Source organism: Streptomyces sp. NPDC048370 (genome assembly GCF_043200825.1).
In the GTDB taxonomy this organism is placed as follows: domain Bacteria; phylum Actinomycetota; class Actinomycetes; order Streptomycetales; family Streptomycetaceae; genus Streptomyces.
Genome location: NZ_JBICYI010000004.1, coordinates 405,165 through 428,134 on the forward strand (window position 1 = coordinate 405,165; position 22,970 = coordinate 428,134).

The following is a 22,970-nucleotide window of genomic DNA, read 5'->3' on the forward strand; positions in this document are numbered from 1 at the left end:
ACCGCAGGGCCCGCACGGGCCGCACCGACGTTCCACCCGGCGGCCACCCGACGGTCGGCGGCGGTCGACGGCGCCCGAGGCGCCCGGGTTACTCCGCGTATCGCCCCTATCCGGGGCAACCCCAAAGTCAGTTCTCCGTCTCGTGCCGCGTAAACGAGCAAACCACCTACCGGTCGGTATGGAGCGACTTAGCATGCCGCAACGGGACCGCTTATCCGCACCATTCGGAGTCGCACCCATGAACCCTCATCGCAAGATCCGTTCCTCCCCCGTCCTGCGAACCGGTTTGAGCCGGCCGGTTCAGCGCGGGATTTCGATCGCGGCGCTGGTGATCATTCCCCTGCTCGTCCTCGGCGGCAGTGACGGATTCCGGGCCGCCCTCGACTTCACCAGCGGCGTGCTGTCGTTGGTGTCCCTCACCGCGTCGGTCGCGTGGGGCCTGATCGCGACCGACCGGCTGCTGCTCTCCACCCGGCACCGGCTGCTCGCCCAGGGGATCCATCGCGCCACCGCGGTCGCCTCGCTCGGCTTCCTGCTGTTGCACGGCACCGTGAAGGTCGCCCTCGGCCATGTCGAGCCGGTCGGCGCGCTGATCCCCTTCGGCCTCGGAGTCACCGGGACCTCGGCGCTCATCGGCTTCGGCTCGCTCGCCGGGCTCCTCATGGTCGTCACGGCCGCCACAGGAGCCCTGCGCAGCACCCTGGCGGGCCGGAGCCGCTTCGCCGCCCGCTGGCGCCCGCTGCACATGCTGGCGTACCCGGCCTGGTGCCTCGCCCTGGTTCACGGTCTGTACGCCGGACGGCCCGCCGCCACCTGGGTCCTCGTCATGTACTGCCTGGCCCTGACCGCGGTCGCGACGGCCGTCTCGCTCCGGCTGCTGCCCGCCCCCACCCAGCGGGCGCTCGCGGACCGGTTCGCCGACCTCCTGGCGTCCCTGGAGGGCAGGACCCGGCCTCCGGAGCCGGACGACGGGGCCGAGAGCACCGAAAGCGCCGAGAGCACGGCCGCCGCGTCCGTCCCCGACGAACCCCCCACCCTGTCCGCCGAGTGGCTCGACCGGCCCGCCCCCGGCGTCCCGGCGGGCTTCTCGGCCGCCTACCGCGCGGTGTCCCGCGCCGCGCCCGAGCCCGTTCCGTACGCACCCGAGACGCCCCCGTACGCCTCGGAGCCCGCCCCGTACGCCTCGGAGCCCGCCCCGTCCGTGTCCGAGCCCGTTCCGTACGCCGCCGATGGCGGCCGCGCCCCGCTCGCCGAGCGCGTTCCCCTCACCGAGGAGATACCCGTCGTCCCCGACCCGCCCGTCCGCCCCGGCTTCTGGCCCGCTCCCTCGCCCCCGGTGCCCACGTACGCCGCTCCGCCCCCGGCGCCCACGTACCGCACCCCACCCCCGATGCCCACGTACTCCAGCCCACCCCCGATGCCGACATACGGCACCCCACCCCCGATGCCGACGTACGCGACCCCTCCCCCGGCGCCGACGTACGCCACCCCGCCCCCCGCGGGTGAGCCCTGGACCGCGCCCACAGGAGACCGCACGTGAACGCACCGCTCCCCGACGTCCCCGAGGTCCGGGTGGTCGGCCTGCCCCAGCTCACCCAGGGGTTCGACCTGGTCGAGCGGCTCGGCCTGGAGATGCACCTGAAGGTGCACGGTCCGCTCGACCCGCTGAGCGGCGAGCAGCTGGCCCAGCTCGCGGACGACATGTCCCTCCACGGGCGCGGTGGCGCCGGTTTTCCCTTCGGCCGCAAGCTCAGGGCGGTCGGCCAGGCGGCGATCCGCCGTGGGGTGCGCCCGGTGGTCGTGATCAACGGCAGCGAGGGCGAGCCCGCCTGCCGCAAGGACACCGTGCTGCTCAACCGCGCCCCGCACCTGATCCTGGACGGCGCGCTGCTCGCGGCGGAGGCCCTCGGCGCCCGGACGCTGATCGTGGCCGTGACCCGTAACTCCACGGAGATCTCCGTCAGGGCCGCGCTCGCCGAGCGGGGCCTCTCCGACCGGCGTGGACAGGCTCTACGCGCGCGTGTCGTCCGTACTCCCGAGCGGATGGTCTCCGGGGAGGCCTCGGCGGTGATCCGCGCGGCGGGCGGCGGCCCCGCCCTGCCGCCCGGCCGTCGGGAGCGCGCTGCGGAGTCGGGGGTGGGCGGTGCGCCGACGCTGCTGTCCAACGCCGAGACCTTCGCCCAGCTGGCCGTGGCGGCCCGGATCGGTCCGCGCCGCTACCGCCACACCGGTCTGGACTCGGAACCCGGCACGGTCCTGCTGACGCTGTCCGGCGCGGTCGCGCGCCCCATGGTCGTCGAGGTTCCGACGGGTGTCCCGCTGCGGTACGTGCTTCAGCTGGCGGGCGCCCCGCCGCTGCTCCAGGGCGTCCTCACGGGCGGCTACCACGGCAACTGGATCGACTCGGTCTCGGTCGACGACGCGGTGGTCTCACGTGCGTCCCTGGCGGCCGTCGGCGGAGCGCTCGGGGCCGGGGCGATCCTGCCGATCGGACCGGAGACCTGCCCGCTCGGGGAGTCGCTGCGGGTCGCGAACTGGCTGGCGGCGGAGACCGCAGGCCAGTGCGGGCCGTGCCGGCTCGGGCTCCCCGCGGCGGCCGGCGGTCTCTCCGACGTACTGAACGGAGGCGGCCCGGCCGCGCTGGAAGCGCTGCGGGCGGTCACCCAGGCGGTCAAGGGCAGGGGCGCGTGCAAGCACCCGGACGGTTCGGCCCGCTTCCTCGCCTCGACGGTCTCGGCCTTCACCGACGATCTGGCCGCCCATGTCCTCGGCGGTGGCTGCGGACGCCCGACCGTCGGCGTGCTGCCGCTCCCCGGCCCCGGCCAGCAGGACGCGGAGGAGTCCATTCCGACCGGCGAGAAGCTGGCCGTGGACTGGACGCTCTGCCAGGGGCACGGACTGTGCGCGGACATCGTGCCGGAGCTGATCCGGCTGGGCCCGGACGGCTATCCGGCGCTCGCCGACGCCTCCGTACCGACGCATCTGCGCGGGCGGGCGCAGCGGGCCGTGGGCCGCTGTCCCGCGCTGGCGCTCCGGATCGAGCCTGCGCCCCAGGAGCGGCCGGCGCTGCCGCCCGGCGCAGGCCGTAAGGCACTGGGCAGCGGCCGGGGTTGACACCCCGGCTCCCCGGGAGCCGCCGAACACGAAGAAGCGGGCCATCCGATTCGGATGGCCCGCTTCTTCGTTGATTGTGGAGCTAAGGAGAATTGAACTCCTGACCTCCTGCATGCCATGCAGGCGCTCTACCAACTGAGCTATAGCCCCTCGCTGTCCGCCCCGTTCCGGGTTTCCCCCGCGGCGACAGACAGAACATTAACCGGCCCCCCGGGGGATCACCAAATCGTTTCCCTGGGCGTTCGACCTCGGCGGGTAGGGTCCCCCTCTGTGACCGTGACCGTCCTCGCCCGAACCCGCGCCCGCCAGTGGCCCCTCGCCACCGCCGTGGCGGTCTGTCTCGTCTCGTTCGTCGCCTTCTGGGTGGCGCAGCGGCTCGCCCACGTGAACATGCTCGACGTGATGGTCTACCGGGCGGAGGGAGAGACGGTCCGGGCCGGCGGCGACCTCTACGCGATGCGCGCCACCTCGGCGAACCTCGCCATGACCTACCCGCCCATCGCGGGGCTGATGTTCGTCCCGCTGACGTTCGTCGACGTTCCGCTGATGCGCACGCTGGCCACGGCCGGGAACCTGCTCCTCGTGGTCGCGCTGGTCCAGCTCTCGCTGCGGCTGGTCCGCCCGTCGCTCACCGGCGAGCGGCTGTGGCGCACCACGCTCTGGGTGGCGGCGGTCGTCGTCTGGTGCGAGCCGGTGTGGACGACGCTGCGGTACGGGCAGATCAACCTGCTCATCGCGGTGGCGGTGCTGTGGGACTTCACACGCCGCGAGGGCAGCCGCTGGGCGGGCCTGGGCATCGGTCTGGCGACTGCGGTGAAGCTCACACCGGGGCTCTTCGTCGTCCTCCTGCTGGCCGCCGGACTGCTCCAGTGGCGCCGCGAGAAGCGCTGGAACGCCTGGCTGCGCACGGCCGCCACGGCGACGGGGGTGTTCCTCGGGGCGACCCTCGTCGGCGCGCTGGCCCTGCCGTACGACTCCAAGCGCTTCTGGACGCACACGCTCTTCGAGACGGGTCGGGTCGGCTTCGCCGAGGAGACCGCCAACCAGTCGCTGCGTGGGGTGCTGGCCCGGCTGATGCACACCGACGACCCCGGTCTGCTGTGGGCGGTGGTCGCCGCCCTGCTCGGAGGCGCGGCGATGGTGCTCGCGGTCCGGGCCGCGCTGCGCGGGGACAAGGCGCTCGCCGTGGTCGTCTGCGCGGTCACGGCGCTGATGATCAGCCCGATCTCGTGGTCCCACCACTGGGTGTGGTGCGTGCCGCTGCTGGTCCTGCTGGTGGACCGCCGCGAGCGGATACGGCCTGCCTGGACGGTCTGGGCGGTGGCGCTCGTCTTCGCCTCGTTCGCGCTCTGGTGGGTTCCGCACGACCCGGGTCGCCCCGAACTCGATCAGAACGCCGGTCAGATGCTGCTCTCGGCGGTCTATCCGCTGACCGTGCTGGCGCTGTTCGCGGGCTACGCGCTCACGCGCCCGCGTCAGGCCGTGGCGAAGGAGTAGAACCGCTTGAGGGTGCAGTGTTCGTCGAGGAGCCGACCGTAGATCGGCTCCCCTTCGAGCTCGCGGTACGTCTCGATGGGGTCGCCTTTTATGATCAGCGCCCGCGCGCACTCCTCGCACCAGTACTGGTACTCGATGTTGACCGGGTCCATGTCACGGACGATGGGCGTACCACTGCCGCACCAGTCGCATTTCCGCCTGTGTGCACCCATCACTCAGCTCCAGCTGTGGCCGCAGGACGTGCACACATAGGACACTCCGCCGTTGTCACCGAGCATTTGGGCCACCTGGGCGGAACCGCACGAGGGGCAGTCGAGCAGAACTCCGGTCCCTTCGGCCGCGGCGGACGCCACGGCAGGGACCTCGAAAGGTTCTGCGGACTCGACGGGCTCGGTGACGGCATGGGCCTCGGCATCCTCGGCACCGCTCACGGCCAACGCGCACTCCCTCCCGCCCGGACCCTCGTTCCCCTCCGGCCGTCCGATTCTGCCATGGCCCCGCAAGGGGGTCAGCGAGCTCGGCGTACGAGGCCGGTCGACGCGCCCAAGATCGAAGCGACGGCCAGGGCGAGGGCGCATGCCCACAGCGCGTCGGCGGAGGCATACGCCCCCGGCGCGTGCAGCCGGCCGAGGAAGAGCGTGCCGAAGGCGGCCACACCGATCAGCTGGCCGAGCTGGGTGACGGTGGCGAGCAGACCACTGGCGTCGGCGGCGTCCTCGGGCCGTACGGCGGCCAGCGCACCGGTCAGGGCGGGGCTGAAGGCAAGCGCGAGCCCTCCGCCCATGGCGGCGAGGGCCGGGTAGAGCGCCCAGCCGCCCGTGTCGCCGCCCCTGAGGAGACCGCCCATGGCCAGGGCGGCCACTGCCGCGGTGAAGAATCCTCCCGGGATCAGGAAGCGCTGGGCGCGGGCCGGCCAGCGCCGCCAGGTGAGGCCGATCACGCCGAACACGACGGCTGCCGGTGCGAACGTGAGCCCCGCGCGCAGGGCGCTGTACCCGAGCCCTCCCTGCAGGTGCAGGGTGAGGGTGAACAGGAACCCGGCGTTGACGGCCATCGCCACGCCGATCCGGAACGCGGCCCGTCCGATGCCGGGGATCCGCAGGACGCGCGGGGCGATGAGCGGGGCGCCACCACGGCGGGCGAGCCGCGACTCGTACGCGCCGAAGGCCACGAACACCGCGACGGAGGCCGCGAGCGAGATCCAGGACCACAGCGGCCAGTCCTCCTCCTGCCCGAGGACCAGCGGGACGGTCAGGAGCGAGACGGCGGCCGCCAGGAGGACCAGGCCGGGCAGGTCGAGGGGGCGGGAGCGTTCGGGTTCGGTGCGCGCGTCGCGCGGCAGGACGCGGGCGCCGAGAGCCAGCAGGGCCAGTCCGATGGGCACGTTGACGAGGAAGACCGGCCGCCAGCCGCTGCCGAGGAGATCCGCGCTGACGAGGACACCGCCGGCGACCTGGCCGGCGGCCGCGCCCGTGGCGAGCACCGCGGAGTACGCCCCGAGGGCGCGGACGCGGCCCTCCCCCGTGAAGGTGCGCTGGATGAGGCTGAGCACCTGCGGGATCATCAGGGCCGCCCCCGCGCCCTGGACGAGCCGGAACGCGACCAACTGGCCCGTGTCCGCCGCCAGTCCGCAGGCGAGCGAGGCGGCGGTGAAGACGGCGAGTCCGCCGAGGTACGTCCGGCGGTGGCCGAGGCGGTCGCCGAGCCGCGCGCCGGTGATCAGCAGGACCGCGTAGGCGATGGTGTATCCGGCGACGACGAGCTGAAGTCCCGCTCCTGAGGCGGAGAGTTCGGTACGGATGGTGGGGGCGGCGACGTTGACGATGAAGGCGTCGAGCAGCGCCATGAACTGCGCGGCGAGCACCACCGCGAGCAGCAGCCCGGGCCGGTTGTCGGTGCCACCGTCTTTACTGAGTACGGGACGTGTTGTGGTCGTCGTCATGGCAGCCAGCGTGACGAGGATCCGATACGGGTAACGAGAGCCCGCTGATGCTGGTACTGACACCACCTGGCAACGGCGGTACGGGGACTCGACCATGGGGGGTGTGACGATCTTGGCAGCACCGGCACAGCAGCGCCGCAGACACGAACTGGCCGCGTTCCTCCGCAGCCGCCGGGCCCGGGTGACTCCGGAGGACGTGGGGATGCCACCCGGCTTACGCCGCCGCACGCCGGGGCTGCGCCGCGAGGAGGTCGCCCAGCTCTCCGGCGTCGGCGTCACCTGGTACACCTGGCTGGAACAGGGCCGTCCGATCAACGCCTCCGCCCAGGTGCTCGACGCGGTGGCCCGAGTCCTCCGGCTCGACCGGCCCGAGCGCGAGCATCTGTACCACCTCGCGGAGGTGCCGTTCGCGCCCGACCACGGCAGCGAGGACGTGGACGTGGTCAGTCCGGAGATCCAGGGCATCCTGGACGCCCTGGTCCCGCATCCGGCGGTCGTCTACAACAGCCGTTACGACGTGCTCGCGACCAACTCGACGTACCGGCTGCTGTTCGCCGCGCCGGAGACCACCCCGGCCGACGTCCGCAACGTGCTGTGGACGCTCTTCACCCTCGACGACCACCGCTGTCCGCTCGTCGACAAGCGGCGCGAGCTTCCGCTGATGGTGGCCCAGATGCGCGGCGCGTACGGCCGGCACGTGGGCGAGCCGGCCTGGGAGTCGTTCGTCCGCCGGCTCGCGGAGGCGAGCCCTGAGTTCGCCCGGCTGTGGCGGAGCGGCGACGTGGTCCCGCCCGGCAGCCAGGTCAAGACCTTCCGTCATGACGCCGTCGGAGAGCTGCGGATGACGTCGGTGTCGCTCTCCATCAACGGGATGCCGGAGTGCCGGATCGTGGCCTACACCCCGAACGACGAGGAGAGCAGGAGGGCGATCGAGGTGCTGCGCGCCGAGGGGGTGGACACCTGGACGTGACGGCGCCGCAGGACGGGGAGGGGGAAACGACGAATCCCGCCCCCTGGTGGGGACGGGATTCGGTGACTGTGGAGCTAAGGAGAATTGAACTCCTGACCTCCTGCATGCCATGCAGGCGCTCTACCAACTGAGCTATAGCCCCTCGTGTTCTTCGCGCTCCGCGCCGCGAACAAGAAGAACTTTAGCTTGTGACCTGCCGGAAAGTGAAATCCGGGTGGGCGGGCCGCTCAGTCGTCGTCGCCGAGGACCGGTTCGGGCAGCGTGCCGGCGTTGTGCTCCAGGAGCCGCCAGCCTCGGGCGCCCTCGCCGAGGACGGACCAGCAGCAGTTGGTGAGCCCGCCGAGGCTCTCCCAGTGGTGCGCCTCCAGGCCGAGGAGCCGGCCGATGGTGGTGCGGATGGTGCCGCCGTGGCTGACGACGACGAGCGTGCCGTTCTCGGGCAGCTTGTCGGCGTACTCCAGGACCAGCGGTGCGGCCCGGTCGGCGACCTCGGTCTCCAGCTCGCCGCCGCCCCGGCGCACGGGCTCGCCGCGCTTCCAGGCGGCGTACTGGTCGCCGTAGCGCGCGACGATCTCGTCGTGGGTCAGCCCCTGCCACTCCCCCGCGTACGTCTCACGCAGGGCGGAGTCGTGCGTGACGAGGTGACCGGTGATCGCGGACAGCTCGGCCGCGGTGGCCGCCGCCCGCTTCAGGTCGGAGGCGATGATCGCGTCCGGCTTGAGCGAGGCGAGCAGCCGGGCGGACCGGCGCGCCTGGGCGACGCCGGTCTCGGTCAGCTCGATGTCCGTGGAGCCCTGGAAGCGGCGCTCCAGGTTCCACGAGGTCTGACCGTGCCGCCACAGGACGATGCGGCGGCCACTGCCGCCCTTGGTGGTGCTCAGCTCAGCTCACCGTCCGTCTCCTCGCCGACACCGGTCAGGGCGGCGTGCTCGGCGGCCTTGCCGCGGGTCTTCAGGGCGTCCTCGGGAAGAGGCAGCTCGGGGCAGTCCTTCCACAGCCGCTCCAGGGCGTAGAAGACCCGCTCCTCGCTGTGCTGGACGTGGACGACGATGTCGACGTAGTCCAGGAGGATCCAGCGGGCGTCGCGGTCGCCCTCGCGGCGGACCGGCTTGGCGCCGAGCTCCTTGTTGAGCCGCTCCTCGATCTCGTCGACGATCGACTTGACCTGGCGGTCGTTGGGCGCGGAGGCGAGCAGGAAGGCGTCGGTGATCGACAGCACATCGCTGACGTCGTACGCGATGATGTCGTGCGCGAGCCGGTCGGCCGCCGCCTGGGCGGCGGCGTTGACGAGCTCGATGGAACGATCCGTGGCGGTCACAAGCAGGCTTTCGTCGGCGGTCAGAGACACATCAAGGGTCTCACGTACCGCCGACCGCCCCGCAAACGATTACGAACGGGTCACTTCTTGCTCCCGGGGATCTTGTAGTCCTGGCCCAGAACCACCGTGACATCGGCGTTTCCGGCAGGCTTGCCCTTCTTCACCGAGCCGTCCGGGAGACCGAGCGTCTTGGCGACCTCGGCGGCGGTCGCCTTCTGGGCGTCGTCGCCGTACAGGACCTGTGACGTCTCCTGGGTGGCCGCCTCGGCGCCGCCCACGAAGGAGAACCCTCCGTTGACCAGGACGACCCTGGCGGGCTCGGTGGCGTCCTTGCCGGTGGCGTCCTTGACCGAGACACGAACCGCCGCGCCCTGCTCGGGGGCGCTGACCTTGCCGCCGAGGATGTCCTTGACCACGCTGTCGGACGCGGCCTCGCTGAGCGAGCCGTCCTGCTCCACCGGGAGCAGGGCCGTCTTGTAGTCGCCGCCCTTGGCGTGCTTGGCCAGTCCGGCGAGCGAGGCGCCGAGGTCCTTCTCCGGCAGCGACGGGTCCAGGATCATGACCAGCGTCGCGATGGTGTCCGCGTTGGCCTTGGGGTCGTCGGACATCTTCCGCAGCACGCTGTAGAGGACCTGGCCGAAGCGCTGGAGCTGCTTGGCCTCGGCCTCGCCGGGCGCGCGGTAGGTGGCGTAGGCGACGGCGGCGCGTCCGTTGAGCGTCTGGTTCTCGCCCTTGGTGACGAGCGGGTCCTCGCCCTTCTTGTCGCTGGGCACGGTGGCGTCGGTGGTGAGGTCGATGTTGCTGACCAGCTCGACCAGGTTCTCCAGGAACGGGGTGTCCAGGCGCCAGGTGCCTGTGATCTTCGTGCCGAGGAGGTTGCCGACCGCCTCGCGCGTGCCGCTGGATCCGTCGTCCTCGACGGATTTGGCGAGGGTGGTCGTGGAGCCCTCCGAGTTGGACACCGAGAGGCTGTTGGGGAGCAGGACGGTGGTGCCCTGTCCTGTCGTGGTGTTGTCGACGAGGAGGGCGGTGGAGGTGTTGCCGCTCTTGATGTCGTGGAGGTGGACGACGATCGTGTCGCGCTTCTGCGGGCCGGTCGCGGTGTTCTGCTTCTGCTCCTCGCCGGACATGCCGGGGAGCTTGCCCGCGGACCAGAGGTAGCCGACCCCGCCGACGGCGGCGAGGGCGAGGACGACGATCAGGGCGACGACCCGGTTGCGGCCGCGCCGCCTGGCCTCCTCGCGCCGCTCGGAGCGGCTCTCGGTGAACTTCAGCCAGTCGATGACGTCTTCGGAGTCCTCGTCGGGCTCCTCGATGAACGAGAACTGCTCGGTGCGGTAGTCGCGCTCGCCGCCGCCCTCCGGCGCGGGGCGCTGGCCCGGCACACCGGGCGGCGCGGCCACCGGGGCGGCCGGAGCGGGCGCGGGCCTGGGCGCGGCGGCCGGAGCCGTCTCGGCCTGGACGGCCCACTGCTGGCCGGTGTCGTACGAGGAGTAGCCGTAGCCCTGCTGCTGCGGCTGCCCGTACGGGTCGTACTGCGGCTGCTGCTGGGGGGCCGTCCGGGGCTGCTGGGGCTGGACGGGCTGCCCGTAGGCGTCGTAGCCGTACCCCTGCTGCTGGCCCTGCGCCTGACCCTGCGCCTGACCCTGTTGCTGGACGGGCTGCTGGGTGTGTGGCTGCTGCTGGCCGTACGGGTCGTAGGCGTCGTACGGCTGTTGCGCCTGCGGTGGGACCTGCTGGTACACCGGCTGCCCGTACTCGTCGTAGCCGATGATCTGCGGCTGCGGGTAGTACGGGTCGTACGGGTTCTGATCGTTCACCGGTGCCCCTCTCCGAGGCTCACTCGCCGCGGTACAACTGGCGCTTGTCGATGTAGCGCACCACACCGTCCGGGACCAAATACCAGACCGGATCGCCCTGCGCGACCCTCACCCGGCAGTCGGTGGAGGAGATGGCGAGGGCGGGAACCTCGACGAGCGAGACGCCCCCCTTGGGCAGGCCGTCGTCCGTCAGGTCGTGGCCCGGCCGGGTGACGCCGATGAAGTGGGCGAGCGAGAAGAGCTCCTCGGCGTCGCGCCACGTGAGGATCTGCGACAGCGCGTCGGCACCCGTGATGAAGAAGAGGTCCGAGTCGCCGTTGAGGGAGCGCAGGTCCCGCAGGGTGTCGATGGTGTACGTCGGCCCGCCCCGGTCGATCTCGATACGGCTGACCGAGAACTGCGGGTTGGACGCCGTGGCGATGACCGTCATCAGGTAACGGTCCTCGGCAGGCGAGACCGCCTTGTGGCTCTTCTGCCACGGCTCCCCGGTCGGCACGAACACCACCTCGTCGAGGTGGAACAGGGCGGCCACCTCACTGGCGGCCACCAGGTGTCCGTGGTGGATCGGGTCGAACGTTCCGCCCATCACGCCCAGGCGGCGCTTGCCGCGGCCGCCAGTAGGCACTTCCTGCTCTCCCATGCGTGCAGAGCCTACTGGCACGGCTGCGGGCGCCTTCGATCCGGTCGCCGGCTCAGCGGTCGCGGTTGAAGCGGGTGGTGATCCACAGCAGCAGGAGCAGCGCGCCGAGTGCGCCGAAACCGGTGAGGTAGGGGTTGAGGCTGTCGTGGTTGCCGCCGTGCTCGGCGCCCTCGGCGAGCATGACCAGGTTCGCGGCGGTGCTGTGGAGGCTCATCTTCGGCAGGACCTATCGATCGGGGATGGGAGCGGATGACTTCGCGCACATCGTATGCGGGCCGTCCGGGCACGCTCACGCCGACTCAGTCGTTGACCGGGCTGTCGTACCCCGTCGTTGCCCCCGCGCCCGAGTTATCCACAGGCTCCGGCGCTCCGGGACCCCAGCACCTAGGCTGGGATGCGTCAGGGGGACGAGCAAGGTCTCGTACGAACAGGGGGCATCCATGACTGAGAAGACCGACAACGACCACGGGAACGTGCCGAGCAGGCAGCGCAAGCGCTTCCCCGACATCTCCTCGCGCGCCTACGAGCACCCGGCGGACCGCTCGGCGCTTGTCGCCCTGCGCAAGCTCACCGGCTTCGACACGGTCTTCAAGGCGCTCAGCGGGCTGCTGCCCGAGCGCAGCCTGCGACTGCTCTTCCTCTCCGACTCCGTGCGGGTGAGCGACGCCCAGTTCTCCCACCTCAACGACATGTTGAGGGATGCGTGTTACATCCTGGACCTGGAGAAGGTCCCGCCGATGTACGTCACGCAGGACCCGAAGCCGAACGCGATGTGCATCGGCCTGGACGAGCCGATCATCGTGGTCACCACCGGCCTCGTGGAGCTGCTCGACGAGGAGGAGATGCGGGCGGTCGTCGGCCACGAGGTGGGCCACGCCCTCTCCGGTCACTCCGTGTACCGCACGATCCTGCTGTTCCTCACCAGCCTGGCGGTCAAGGTCGCCTGGATCCCGCTCGGGAACGTGGCGATCATGGCGATCGTGACGGCGCTGCGGGAGTGGTTCCGCAAGTCCGAGTTGTCGGCGGACCGGGCGGGCCTCCTGGTCGGCCAGGACCTGCAGGCGTCGATGCGCGGTCTGATGAAGATCGCCGGTGGCAACCATCTCCACGAGATGAACGTGGACGCGTTCCTCGCCCAGGCCGACGAGTACGAGAAGGGCGGCGACCTGCGCGACTCCGTCCTGAAGATCATCAACGTGCTCCCGCGCACGCACCCCTTCACCACCGTCCGGGCGGCCGAGCTGAAGAAGTGGTCCGAGACCCGGGACTACCAGCGGATCATGGACGGGCACTACCCGCGGCGCACGGAGGACAAGGACGCCTCGGTGACCGACTCCTTCCGGGAATCGGCCGGGCACTACGCCGAGTCGGTGCGCACCAGCAAGGACCCGCTGATGAAGCTGGTCGGCGACATCGCCGGTGGCGCGGGCGACCTGGCGGGCGACCTGGGCGGGAAGCTGCGCAGCCGGTTCGGCGGCGGGGCCCCGCGCGGCGACGACGGCACGGGCGGCGCCGAGAAGGGCGACGCCGGCAACGAGGGCGGCAGAGACAGCGGCGGTCGGACCGAGGGCTGACGTCGGTCGGTCGGGCCGAGGGCTGACGTCGGTCGGTCGGACCGAGGGCTGACGGCGATCAGACCGAGGGCTGGGCGCGCGGGGCGAGGGTCCCGCAGAGCGAGGAGACGGCGGGCCGGCCCGTGGCGTACGGGTCGGTGACGGCCGGGCCGCCCGAGTCGGAGGTGCGTTCGCCCGCGAGCAGCGGGCGGAGGGCTCCACCGGCGTCCGGTCCGCAGGCCTGCGGACCGGCCTGGACGGTGCTGGCCAGCAGCTCCACGCGGTGCATCCGGAGGTCCTCGCGGTCGAAGCGGAAGTGCATCGCGCGATGGACGGTGAAGAGGGAGGCGGCGGCCACGGGCCCGGCGCCGGCGACCGCCGGGCGCAGCGCGTAGGTGAAGGTGTGGTCCGTGGTGACCTCCAGCATGTCGGCGGCCGTCTCCGCGAAGCGGAGGGTGCCCTGGACGCGGACGGTGGGGTCGGCCAGGGCGACCTTCGCCGGGTCGAAGCGCACCAGCCAGCCGGCCTCGGCGTGGCGGCCGTCGTCGAGCGAGGACTCGACGCTCCGGTCGAACTGCGCGAGCTGGTCGGGGTCGAGCAGCAGACGGGCGGGGCGGACCGTCACCCCCGCCAGCACGTCGGGCTCCAGGGAGGAGGCCACGAGGTAGTCCTTGGCGATGGACAGGGCCGTCACCACCTGGCTCTCCGAGAAGTGGGTGGTGCGTCCGGCGACCGGGAGGTTGATGCCGGCGGCGCCCGTTCGGTACTCGGCGGCGGGGCTGTGGGCGAACAGCTGGGTCGGCTGACCGCCCGGGACCGGGCCCTGCGGGGCGAGCGGGACCATCGTGACCCGCAGCGGTTCGGCCCGCTGGTCGACGGGGGGCTGGTAGGGGTTGCGGACGCCGAGATAGATGGCCGTGCCGAAGGCCAGGAGCACCAGCAGCACCAGCAGGACGGCTTGGCGGGAGCCGCTTCTGGCCTCCCAGGTGGGGCGGGAGCGTACGGCGTGGGAGGGCTCGCCCATCCGCTCTTCCGCCGAGAACTCCTGAAGCCGGGCAGCCCGGACGAACGACTCGTCGAAGACGACGGATCGGTACTCGTCCTCACCACCGCCGGGGTCGGGAGCCGGCCCCTCAGGCGGGTCGCCACGCCCTGCCATACCTTCAGAGTAGGTCGGACGCGGCCTCGGTAAACGCCCAGGTACACGACAAGTTCCGAAGATTTCCGACGCACGGCACGCAAGACGAGGCGGTTACCGGGCCCTGTGCCCGCGGGGCTTCAGGGCGTGCGGGGAACGGCGGGGACGGGGGGTGCGGAGTACTCGGCGGAGGCCGAGGGCGCGGTGACCGCCGGAGGGTTCCCGCCCGGCTTGTCGATGCCGGTGGTGGCCGGGGCGGGGACCTGGTCCTGGCGGGTGGCGGAGGCGCCCCGGTAGACCGCGGTGAAGGCGAGGGCGACCATGCCGACGCCCATCACCAGGGCGAGCACCCAGGCGACAGGACGGTGCCAGCGGGCGGCGCCACGGTAGGGGCGCAGGGCGCCTCCGTGGGGGCCGTACGGGCCGGAATCGCCGTGGGGGTCGTCCGGGTCCCACGCGTCGCCGTAGAGGCCGCCGAAGGGGTCGGAGGGGTCGTAGCCGTCCTCGTAGGCGTCGTCGTCGCCCGGTCGCCCGCCGGCTCTGGCGCGGGCGGCCTCGGCCTCGGCGCGCGCCTGTGCGGCCGCAAGGAGGCGTTCCACGGCGGTCGGCTCATGGACCTCGGCGGCCCGTACGAAGTCCTCGTTGAACACCACGGTGGCGAAGTCGTCCTTCGCGCCCCCGCGGTCGTCCGAGTTCTCAGGGTCCCGGCCGTCCTGGAACGGCCCGCCCCCCACGTCGTCCGGCACGCTTTTCAGAGTAGACCTGGGAGGGGGATTTGGGCAGGGAGAGTGCGAACCATCCCTGCCCGTCCGGCCCCCCCGTGGCCCCGTGGGAGCGGGGCCGAACGGGGGAAACCGGGGTCACCGGGTGTGGCCGTCGCCGGTGACGATGTACTTCGTCGAGGTCAGCTCGGGCAGGCCCATCGGCCCCCGGGCGTGCAGTTTCTGGGTCGAGATGCCGATCTCGGCGCCGAAGCCGAACTGGCCTCCGTCGGTGAAACGGGTGGACGCGTTGACGGCGACCGTCGTGGAGTCGACCAGCTGGGTGAAGCGGCGGGCGGCGGCCTGTGAGGTGGTGACGATCGCCTCGGTGTGGCCGGAGGACCAGAGCCGGATGTGCTCGACGGCCTTGTCGAGGGAGTCCACGACGGCGGCGGCGATGTCGTAGGAGAGGTACTCGGTCTCCCAGTCCTCGGGGGTCGCCGGGACGACGGTGGCCTTGGAGCCCTCGGCGTGGGCGAGGATCCGCTCGTCGGCGTGGACGGTGACGCCTGCGTCGGCCAGGGCGGCGAGGGCGCGGGGCAGGAAGGCCTCCGCGATGTCCTGGTGGACCAGGAGCGTCTCGGCGGAGTTGCAGACGCTGGGCCGCTGGGCCTTGGAGTTGATCAGGATGTCGACGGCCATGTCGAGGTCGGCCTGGGCGTCCACGTAGACGTGGCAGTTCCCGGTGCCGGTCTCGATGACGGGGACGGTGGACTCCTCGACGACCGTACGGATCAGGGAGGCGCCGCCGCGCGGGATGAGGACGTCGACCAGGCCGCGGGCGCGCATCAGCTCCCGTACCGAGTCGCGGGACTCGCCGGGGACGAGCTGGATGGCGTCGGCGGGCAGGCCGGCGCCGCCGACGGCGTCCCGCAGGACCTTCACCAGGGCGGTGTTGGAGGAGTACGCGGAGGACGAGCCGCGCAGCAGGACGGCGTTGCCGGACTTGAGGCAGAGGGCGGCCGCGTCGACGGTCACGTTCGGCCGGGCCTCGTAGATGATGCCGACGACGCCGAGGGGGACGCGGACCTGGCGCAGGTCGATGCCGTTGGGAAGGGTCGAGCCGCGGACGACCTCGCCGACGGGGTCCGGCAGGGCGGCCACGTCGCGGACGTCGGCGGCGATGGCGCGGACGCGCTCGGGGGTGAGGGTGAGCCGGTCGATGACGGTCTCGCTGGTGCCGGCCTCGCGGGCGCGGGCGATGTCCTCGGCGTTGGCCTCGACGATCTCGGCGCTGCGGACCTCGAGGGCGTCCGCGATCGCCAGCAGGGCGTCGTCCTTGGCCGCGCGCGGAAGTGGCGCGATTTCGGCGGCGGCGGCGCGGGCGCGGTAGGCGGCCCGGGCGACCGGGGACAGGTTGTCGAGGGGCGTGAGCGAGGTCATGCCCGCAGGGTACTGGCACCTCTGCGGACATCCCTCACGTATGCCGTTCATATCCCGCACTCCGAGACGCCCGTCCGTGCACGCGCAGGGCGTCAGCCACTCCAGTGCGGCCCCTGCGGCCGGACCGCCCGTCAGTACGGGTGGACCCCCACCGGGGCGGCCGGTGGCGGGCCGTAGCCCTCGGCGATCCGGAGGTGGTAGGTCTCGCGGTCGATGACCTCCAGGCCGACGATCTCCCACGGCGGCAGCTTGGCGCTCTGCCGGTGCTCGCCCCACAGCCGGAGGGCCACCGCGGCGGCATCGTGCAGGTCACGGGCCTCTTCCCAGTAGCGGATCTCCGCGTGATCATTGGCGTAGCGACTGGTCAGCAGGAAGGGATGGTCGTGGGCCAGCTGCTCAAGGCCGCGCCTGACCTCCTTCAGCGGGGCCTCGGCGCCCGAGACGCTGAGGGTGATGTGCCAGAGCTTCGAGGCGACCACCGGCCGCTCCTCACCGCGTCCCTGAGCTGTCTCGGTGCCCTGTCCCTCGTCGAAGTCGGCTCCGGCCTCGACACTGGTCAGGGCGCGTTCGGCTGCCCCGCGGGGCGGTGCCCCTGGGCGCGCTCGTCTCACCGGCGGCCTCCTGTTTGATGCGTGTGGTGCTGTACCCCGCCCTTGTCTTGTCCCCGAGACAAAGTTGACCAGTCCGAGGCGGCACGTGGGGCGGTTTTGGTAAAGGTCCCTACCGGATGGCCGGTCTTTCAGCCGTTTCTCCACACGCCCCGCGCCAGGGGACGGATCAGGCGCGGACGACCACCAGATCGTCGCGGTGGACGACCTCCCGCTCGTACTCCGGGCCGAGCTCCCTGGCGAGCTCGGGGGTGGAGCGGCCGAGCATCCGGGGAATCTCCTTGGCGTCGAAGTTGACGAGCCCGCGGGCGACGGCCCGGCCGTCGGTGTCGCGCAGTTCGACCGGGTCGCCCGCCACGAACTCCCCCTCGACGGCGGCGATCCCGGCGGCGAGCAGCGACTTCTTGCCCTCGACCACGGCCCGTACGGCGCCGTCGTCCAGGGTGAGGCTGCCCTGCGGGGTGGAGGCGTGGGCGAGCCAGAGGAGCCGGTCGGCGGAGCGGCGGCCGGTGCGGTGGAAGTACGTACCGGTGTCGCGGCCCGCCAGGGCGTCGGCGGCGCGGCTGGCGGAGGTGAGGACGACGGGGGTGCCGGCGGCCGCGGCGATCCGGGCCGCCTCGACCTTGGTGACCATGCCGCCGGTGCCGACCCCGGCCTTGCCGGCGGAGCCGATCTCGACGTGGGCGATGTCCTCGGGGCCCGCCACCTCGGCGATCCGCGAGGTGCCGGGCTTGGAGGGGTCGCCGTCGTAGAGCCCGTCGACGTCCGAGAGCAGCACGAGCAGGTCGGCGCGGACGAGATGGGCGACGAGGGCGGCGAGCCGGTCGTTGTCGCCGAAACGGATCTCGTCGGTGGCGACGGTGTCGTTCTCGTTGACGACCGGCAGGGCGCCCATGGCGAGGAGCTGGTCGAGGGTCCGGTAGGCGTTGCGGTAGTGGGCGCGGCGGCTGGTGTCGTCGGTGGTGAGCAGCACCTGTCCGACGCGTACGCCGTAGCGGGCGAAGGAGGCCGTGTAGCGGGCGACGAGGAGGCCCTGGCCGACGCTGGCGGCCGCCTGCTGGCGGGCGAGGTCCTTGGGGCGGCGGGTGAGGCCGAGGGGGGCGAGTCCGGCGGCGATGGCGCCGGAGGAGACGAGCACGATCTCCTTCTCGCCGCCGCTACGGACCTTGGCGAGGACGTCGACGAGGGCGTCGACCCGGTCGGCGTCGAGGCCGCCGGACGCGGTGGTGAGGGAGGACGAGCCGACCTTCACGACGATCCTGCGGGCTTCCGTCACGAACTGCCTTGCCACTGTCACCTGTACCGCCGCCACCTGTACCGCCGTCACCGGCGTCGTCGCCCCACTCGGATGTCAGGCGGCAATCTACGCGAGGCGGGACGGACGGTGCCCGTCCATTCCGACGGCTGGAACGGGCGGGCACCCCCAAAGGAGACGGGCGCCCCCACGCCAGGAGAGCTCAGCGGCTCGCGACAGGGTCCGACTCGACGTCGGCGCCCCCTGCCGGCCCGGTCGGCCCGACGGGTCCCGCCGGGCTCGGCTGCTTGCCGCCGGGCACGAGGATCTTCTTCGACAGGAGATAGGTGAAGGGGATGGCGACGACGGCCGCGACCAGCGGCGCGATCCGGTCGTCCATCCCGGCCCAGGTCACCAGGGCGTACAGGCCGACGCTCTGCACCAGGTAGTTGGTGACATTGGTGAGCGGGAAGAGCGCGAACTTCTTCCAGGTCGGCCTGGTGCGGTAGGTGAAGTACGTGTTGAGGAAGAACGAGCCGATCATGCTGAGCACGAAGGCGATGGAGTACGCCGCGAAGTACGGCATCCAGGGGTGCAGCAGCAGATAGCAGCCGTAGAACGTGGCCGTGTTGACTCCGCCGACGAGGCCGAAGCGGACGATCTGCCCGAGCTGCCCTCGCATCAGCTTTCCCGGTCGCTGGCCGCGACGCGCACCCGCTTGTCGCCGCCGCGCGGGATCGAGCGGTGGGTCTCCTTGACCAGGAAGTGCGGCCGGCGCTTGCTCTCGTAGTAGATGCGGCCGATGTACTCGCCGATGAGCCCCAGCATGATCATCTGGACGCCGCCGAGGCCGACGATGATCGCGACGAGCGTGACGTAACCGGGCGCGGAGACGCCCTGCGTGATCGCCGAGACGGTGATCCAGATCGCGTACAGCGCGGCCAGCGCCGACAGGCCCAGGCCCATCCAGATCGCGATGCGCAGCGGACGGTTGTTGAAGGAGATCAGCCCGTCCATGCCGTAGTTGACCAGGGAGCTGAACTTCCACTTCGTCTCGCCGGCCTCGCGGGCGGCGTTCTGGTAGTCGAAGGTGACGGTGTCGAAGCCGATCCAGGAGAACAGACCCTTGGAGAAGCGGTTGTACTCGGGGAGGGAGAGCAGCGCGTCCACGGCAGGCCTGGACAGCAGCCGGAAGTCGCCGACGCCGTCGGTCAGCTCGACGTCGACCCAGCGGTTGACCGCCCGGTAGTAGAGCCGGCTGAGGGCGGAGCGGACCTTCTTGTCGCCCTCGCGGGTGCGCCGCGCGATGACCTGGTCGTGCCCGAGGTGGTAGAGGTCGAGCATGGCCTCGATGAGCTCCGGCGGGTGCTGGAGGTCGGCGTCCATGATCACGACCGCGTCGCCGGTGGCCTTCCGCAGGCCGGCGAGCATGCCGGCCTCCTTGCCGAAGTTACGGCTGAAGGAGACGTACTGCGTGCCCTCGGGGTGACGGGCGGCTATCCCCCGGAGCTTGCCGAGAGTGCCGTCGGCGCTGCCGTCGTCCACGTAGCAGATCTCGTAGTCGAGGGAGAGTCCGTCGAGGACCTCTCGGATTCGGTTGTCGAAGTTCTCGACGACCTCTTCCTCGTTGTAGCAAGGAACAACGACCGAAAGCCTGGTCATGAACGGTCACTCCTGGTTGATGAGCGAGAAGGTACGGCGCGGAGGCGTACCGGACGGAAGTCCGGGTCGGTCACCGGGCCCTCCCGCGGGCAGCCCTCTCAGAGTACGGGTCGCGAGGGCTAAACCGCGCGGGCACCGTGATTCGGATCACGCGGCGTAGCCGACTCTCCGGGCCCTGCAAGGCTTCCGCGGGAACGGTGCGAAGAATCTCACCGCCCGAGCGGGAGATCCCGAAAGGTCGGCACCAGAGGTGACGGATGAACTGCCGAGAAGGTTGTAGTTCCCCTGGGACCTGTCCCGTAACGATCGTGAAACGGCTCCTCGCCACCGGAGCGCCTGTGCGGCGGGGGCGGGTGCGAACACCAGGTAGCTTGGATCTGTCTAAAGGTAGAAAGTGGATTGAGGTGCAAGTGCCTGACGTCTCCGTGGTCGTCATCGCGTACAACGACGCAGAGCGTCTCCCGACGGCCGTCCGATCAGTACTGGACCAGACCCTGCAGAGCGTCGAGGTCCTCATCGTCGACGACTGCAGCAAGGACGACACCTTCGAGGTCGCCCAGGGACTGGCCGCCGCCCACCCCGACCGGGTCCGCGCGTACCAGCTGCCCGCGAACAGCGGCGGCTGCGGTGCGCCCCGGAACTACGGCGTGGAGCGCGCCAGAGGCAAGTACGTCATGTTCCTGGACAGTGACGACGTCCTGGAGCGCAACGCCTGCCGGAACATGCTGGAGGCCGCCGAGCGGACCGACTCCGACATCGTCTCCGGTCTCTGTGTGCGCGTGCACCTCGACAGCCGTCACCGCAAGACCACCGAGTGGTACCCCTGGATCTACTCGGGCACCCGGACGATCGAGTCGATCACCGAGCTGCCCGACCTGATGGTCTTCGACACCCTCTCGACGAACAAGTGCTACCGGCGCGAGTTCCTGCTCGAGCAGAAGCTCGAGTTCCCGGTCGGCATCCACTACGAGGACCTGCTCTTCTCGGCGCAGGCGTACGTCGCCGCGAGCCGGATCACGCTCATCCCGAACCAGGTCTACTACTGGAACGTCCAGGAGAGCGCGGCGTCGAAGTCCATCTCCAACCGGCGCCACGAGATCGCCAACTTCGTCCACCGGATGGAAATACACCGCCGGGTGGACGCCCTGCTGAAGAGCAAGGGCTACGACGAGCTGCGGTACCGCAAGGACATCAAGTTCCTCAAGCACGACCTGGTCCTGCATCTGCGTGACCTGCCCCGGATGGGTGAGGAGTACCGGCGCGAGTTCGCGGAGCTGGCCAACGGCTATCTCTCCGGGATCGACCCGAACGCCTACACCGAGGTCCAGCCGCTCCACGCCATCTGCGCCTATCTGCTGGGCAAGGAGGACTGGGACAACCTGCTCCCGGCGTCCGACGCGCTCGCGAACAAGGGCCGTCTGACGGCCCCGCTCGTCGAGCACGACGGCCACATCTACTGGTGCGAGGGTCACCTCGACGACCCCGAGGGCCGTCGCATCCTCGACGTCACCTCGGCGGGCTACCACACCAAGCCGCTGACCTCGATGGCCCTCGGCAACCACCTCACCTCGTACGCGGGCAGCGACGGCGCCGTGCGGCTCTCCGGCGCGGTCGTGAACCCGCTGGGCCGCATCGGGGCCGACGCCGAGCTGAAGGCGTTCCTGGAGTTCCAGCCGCGCCGCAAGATCGGTGTGCGCGCCTTCCGGTTCCCGGTGACCTCGCTGCGTCGCACGGACACCGCGATCGAGTGGGACGCCACCGCCGACATCACCCGCAAGGTGCGGCCGCTGGGCATCATCGACGCGGTCTGGGACGTCCGGCTGATCCTCGTCGTCGACGGCGACGAGCTGCGCACCCGGGTCTCCGCGGGCAGCGTCGAACTCAGCGAGACCCGCACGGTCCGGGTCCGGCCCCGGCTGACCCGGCTGGTCTCCGACCGGTTCGCGCCCGAGGTCACCAAGAAGGGCAACCTGTCGTACGTCCTCACGGCCGAGGGCCGCGCGGCCGTCCGCGCGTCCGCGCTGATCGAGGGCGCCATGCACGGCCGCACCGCCGGCCTGGCCAAGACGGGTCTGCGCAGGATCCTCAAGGCCCGTCGCGACCTCAACGGCGGCGAGACGAAGCTGCGCGTCTACCACGACGTGTACAGCAAGCTCCCGATCCGCAAGGGCCTCGTCGTCTTCGAGAGCCACCTCGGCAAGCAGTACAGCGACAGCCCGAAGGCGATCTACGAGGAGATGCGCCGCCAGGGCGTGGAGTTCGAGGCGGTGTGGTCCTACGCGGGCGCCCGTCCCACCGGATTCCCCAAGGACGCCACGCTGGTCAAGCGGTGGAGCTGGCAGTACCTGCGGGCGCTGGCCCAGGCGGAGTTCTGGATCGACAACCAGGGCTTCCCGCTGAAGCTGACCAAGCGTCCCGGCACCACGTACATCCAGACCTGGCACGGTTCCGCGCTCAAGCGGATGGGCTTCCACGAGCCCGGTACGAAGCGGCAGGGTCTGGCGGCGCAGAACTCGTTCCAGCGTTCGCTGGACCGGTTCGACCACTTCCTGATCCGCGCCGAGCACGACATCCACACGCTGGCGGCGGCCTTCCGGCTCAAGGAGGAGAAGCTCCTTCCGGTCGGCTACCCGCGCAACGACGCCCTGGTGGCGGCGCGGCAGCGGGAGGCCGGCAGCGGTACCCGTGAGCGCGGTGCGCTCGCCGCCGAGCTGGGCATCACGCCGGAGAAGACGGTGCTGCTGTACGCGCCGACCTTCCGGGCCGCGCCGGGCGGGGCGGTGCGCAAGTTCGAGCTGCCGTTCGACGTGACGGAGTTCGCGGAGCGCTTCGGCGACACGCACACGCTGCTGATCCGCTCGCACTACCTCAACAACCTGACGCTCCCGCCGTCGGTCCGCGGCCGGGTCATCGATGTCACGAACCACCACGACATCACCCCTCTCCTTGAGCTGGCCGATGGTCTGATCACCGACTACTCGTCGGTGATGTTCGACTACGGGCTGCTCGACCGGCCGATGATCTTCTTCACGTACGACTACGAGGAGTACTCGACGGAGAGCCGCGGCACGTACTTCGATCTGAAGGAGAAGGCGCCCGGCCCCGTGGTGGCCACCGAGGACGAGCTGTTCTCGGCGATCACCCACCTCAAGGACGAGGCGGATGCCAAGTACTCGGCGGCACGGGAGCGTTTCAACGCCGAGTTCAGCGCCTACGACCGGGGCGACGCGGCCCGGCAGATCGTCGCCAAGTTCTTCACCAGGAGCGGTAAGTGACCGAGCAGACCGCCGTGTCCGGCGGCCGTGACATCTTCTTCGTGTCCAACAGCGT

At 71.1% G+C, this 22,970-nt stretch carries 20 protein-coding genes and 2 tRNA genes; 6 read left to right on the top strand and 16 right to left on the bottom strand.

Annotation, left to right across the window (positions count from 1 at the left end; all coding sequences use genetic code 11):
• Positions 1 to 328 precede the first annotated feature (328 nt).
• Entirely contained in the window at positions 329 to 1,540 is a 1,212-nt protein-coding gene (locus ACGFYP_RS12670) for a hypothetical protein (RefSeq protein WP_393490628.1), read from the top strand.
• Complete coding sequence (locus ACGFYP_RS12675; RefSeq protein WP_393490632.1) at positions 1,537 to 3,114, top strand: NADH-ubiquinone oxidoreductase-F iron-sulfur binding region domain-containing protein; 1,578 nt, start codon at positions 1,537 to 1,539, stop codon at positions 3,112 to 3,114. The genes ACGFYP_RS12670 and ACGFYP_RS12675 overlap by 4 nt, the downstream gene beginning before the upstream one ends.
• Before the next feature lie 77 nt (positions 3,115 to 3,191).
• Here ACGFYP_RS12675 and ACGFYP_RS12680 read toward each other — a convergent pair.
• Positions 3,192 to 3,264, bottom strand: a tRNA-Ala gene (locus ACGFYP_RS12680).
• Between the two features lie 120 nt (positions 3,265 to 3,384).
• Between ACGFYP_RS12680 and ACGFYP_RS12685 the strand changes: the two genes are divergently transcribed.
• Positions 3,385 to 4,611, top strand: coding sequence for a glycosyltransferase 87 family protein (locus ACGFYP_RS12685; RefSeq protein WP_393490637.1), 1,227 nt, complete (start codon positions 3,385 to 3,387; stop codon positions 4,609 to 4,611).
• On the opposite strand, the gene ACGFYP_RS12690 is transcribed toward ACGFYP_RS12685, so the two are convergent.
• Entirely contained in the window at positions 4,590 to 4,823 is a 234-nt protein-coding gene (locus ACGFYP_RS12690) for a hypothetical protein (protein WP_361970244.1), read from the bottom strand. The two genes, ACGFYP_RS12685 and ACGFYP_RS12690, sit on opposite strands and share 22 nt — an antisense overlap.
• Before the next feature lie 296 nt (positions 4,824 to 5,119).
• Positions 5,120 to 6,553, bottom strand: a complete 1,434-nt coding sequence (locus ACGFYP_RS12695; protein ID WP_393490646.1) for an MFS transporter — start codon at positions 6,551 to 6,553, stop codon at positions 5,120 to 5,122.
• 94 nt (positions 6,554 to 6,647) lie between these two features.
• Between ACGFYP_RS12695 and ACGFYP_RS12700 the strand changes: the two genes are divergently transcribed.
• The gene (locus ACGFYP_RS12700; RefSeq protein ID WP_393490650.1) at positions 6,648 to 7,523 is read left to right on the top strand and encodes a helix-turn-helix transcriptional regulator; all 876 of its coding nucleotides are present in this window, start codon (positions 6,648 to 6,650) and stop codon (positions 7,521 to 7,523) included.
• A gap of 69 nt (positions 7,524 to 7,592) precedes the next feature.
• On the opposite strand, the gene ACGFYP_RS12705 is transcribed toward ACGFYP_RS12700, so the two are convergent.
• From ACGFYP_RS12705 to ACGFYP_RS12730, 6 genes are all read right to left on the bottom strand, one after another.
• Positions 7,593 to 7,665 (bottom strand) — tRNA-Ala (locus ACGFYP_RS12705).
• Between the two features lie 85 nt (positions 7,666 to 7,750).
• Positions 7,751 to 8,404 (bottom strand): histidine phosphatase family protein, encoded by a 654-nt coding sequence (locus ACGFYP_RS12710; protein WP_393490958.1) that lies wholly within the window; start codon positions 8,402 to 8,404, stop codon positions 7,751 to 7,753.
• Complete coding sequence (rsfS, locus tag ACGFYP_RS12715; protein WP_361970235.1) at positions 8,401 to 8,841, bottom strand: ribosome silencing factor; 441 nt, start codon at positions 8,839 to 8,841, stop codon at positions 8,401 to 8,403. The genes ACGFYP_RS12710 and rsfS overlap by 4 nt, the downstream gene beginning before the upstream one ends.
• 80 nt (positions 8,842 to 8,921) lie before the next feature.
• Positions 8,922 to 10,661 carry a LytR C-terminal domain-containing protein gene (locus ACGFYP_RS12720; RefSeq protein ID WP_393490654.1) on the bottom strand — a complete coding sequence of 580 codons (1,740 nt, stop codon included), beginning with the start codon at positions 10,659 to 10,661 and terminating at the stop codon, positions 8,922 to 8,924.
• A 19-nt stretch (positions 10,662 to 10,680) separates the two neighbouring features.
• Positions 10,681 to 11,301, bottom strand: coding sequence for a nicotinate-nucleotide adenylyltransferase (gene nadD, locus ACGFYP_RS12725; protein ID WP_361970228.1), 621 nt, complete (start codon positions 11,299 to 11,301; stop codon positions 10,681 to 10,683).
• A gap of 52 nt (positions 11,302 to 11,353) precedes the next feature.
• The gene (locus tag ACGFYP_RS12730) at positions 11,354 to 11,515 is read right to left on the bottom strand and encodes a hypothetical protein (protein WP_260226309.1); all 162 of its coding nucleotides are present in this window, start codon (positions 11,513 to 11,515) and stop codon (positions 11,354 to 11,356) included.
• Between the two features lie 226 nt (positions 11,516 to 11,741).
• On the opposite strand from ACGFYP_RS12730, the gene ACGFYP_RS12735 reads away from it, so the two are divergent.
• Positions 11,742 to 12,875 carry a M48 family metalloprotease gene (locus ACGFYP_RS12735; RefSeq protein WP_393490665.1) on the top strand — a complete coding sequence of 378 codons (1,134 nt, stop codon included), beginning with the start codon at positions 11,742 to 11,744 and terminating at the stop codon, positions 12,873 to 12,875.
• Positions 12,876 to 12,933: 58 nt separating this feature from the next.
• Here the strand turns inward: ACGFYP_RS12735 and ACGFYP_RS12740 are convergent, their stop codons facing one another.
• From ACGFYP_RS12740 to ACGFYP_RS12770, 7 genes are all read right to left on the bottom strand, one after another.
• Positions 12,934 to 14,013, bottom strand: coding sequence for a hypothetical protein (locus tag ACGFYP_RS12740; protein ID WP_393490671.1), 1,080 nt, complete (start codon positions 14,011 to 14,013; stop codon positions 12,934 to 12,936).
• 119 nt (positions 14,014 to 14,132) lie between these two features.
• Complete coding sequence (locus ACGFYP_RS12745) at positions 14,133 to 14,738, bottom strand: hypothetical protein (protein WP_393490675.1); 606 nt, start codon at positions 14,736 to 14,738, stop codon at positions 14,133 to 14,135.
• A 114-nt stretch (positions 14,739 to 14,852) separates the two neighbouring features.
• Entirely contained in the window at positions 14,853 to 16,136 is a 1,284-nt protein-coding gene (locus ACGFYP_RS12750) for a glutamate-5-semialdehyde dehydrogenase (protein ID WP_361969020.1), read from the bottom strand.
• A 131-nt stretch (positions 16,137 to 16,267) separates the two neighbouring features.
• Positions 16,268 to 16,747 carry a hypothetical protein gene (locus tag ACGFYP_RS12755; protein WP_393490681.1) on the bottom strand — a complete coding sequence of 160 codons (480 nt, stop codon included), beginning with the start codon at positions 16,745 to 16,747 and terminating at the stop codon, positions 16,268 to 16,270.
• A 166-nt stretch (positions 16,748 to 16,913) separates the two neighbouring features.
• Entirely contained in the window at positions 16,914 to 18,041 is a 1,128-nt protein-coding gene (gene proB / locus ACGFYP_RS12760) for a glutamate 5-kinase (RefSeq protein ID WP_361969024.1), read from the bottom strand.
• A 160-nt stretch (positions 18,042 to 18,201) separates the two neighbouring features.
• Positions 18,202 to 18,660, bottom strand: a complete 459-nt coding sequence (locus ACGFYP_RS12765; protein WP_393490687.1) for a GtrA family protein — start codon at positions 18,658 to 18,660, stop codon at positions 18,202 to 18,204.
• Complete coding sequence (locus tag ACGFYP_RS12770) at positions 18,660 to 19,640, bottom strand: glycosyltransferase family 2 protein (protein ID WP_361969028.1); 981 nt, start codon at positions 19,638 to 19,640, stop codon at positions 18,660 to 18,662. Before ACGFYP_RS12770 ends, ACGFYP_RS12765 begins: the two co-directional genes overlap by 1 nt.
• 404 nt (positions 19,641 to 20,044) lie before the next feature.
• Between ACGFYP_RS12770 and ACGFYP_RS12775 the strand changes: the two genes are divergently transcribed.
• Positions 20,045 to 22,915 (top strand): CDP-glycerol glycerophosphotransferase family protein, encoded by a 2,871-nt coding sequence (locus ACGFYP_RS12775; RefSeq protein WP_393490692.1) that lies wholly within the window; start codon positions 20,045 to 20,047, stop codon positions 22,913 to 22,915.
• Positions 22,916 to 22,970: the final 55 nt, after the last annotated feature.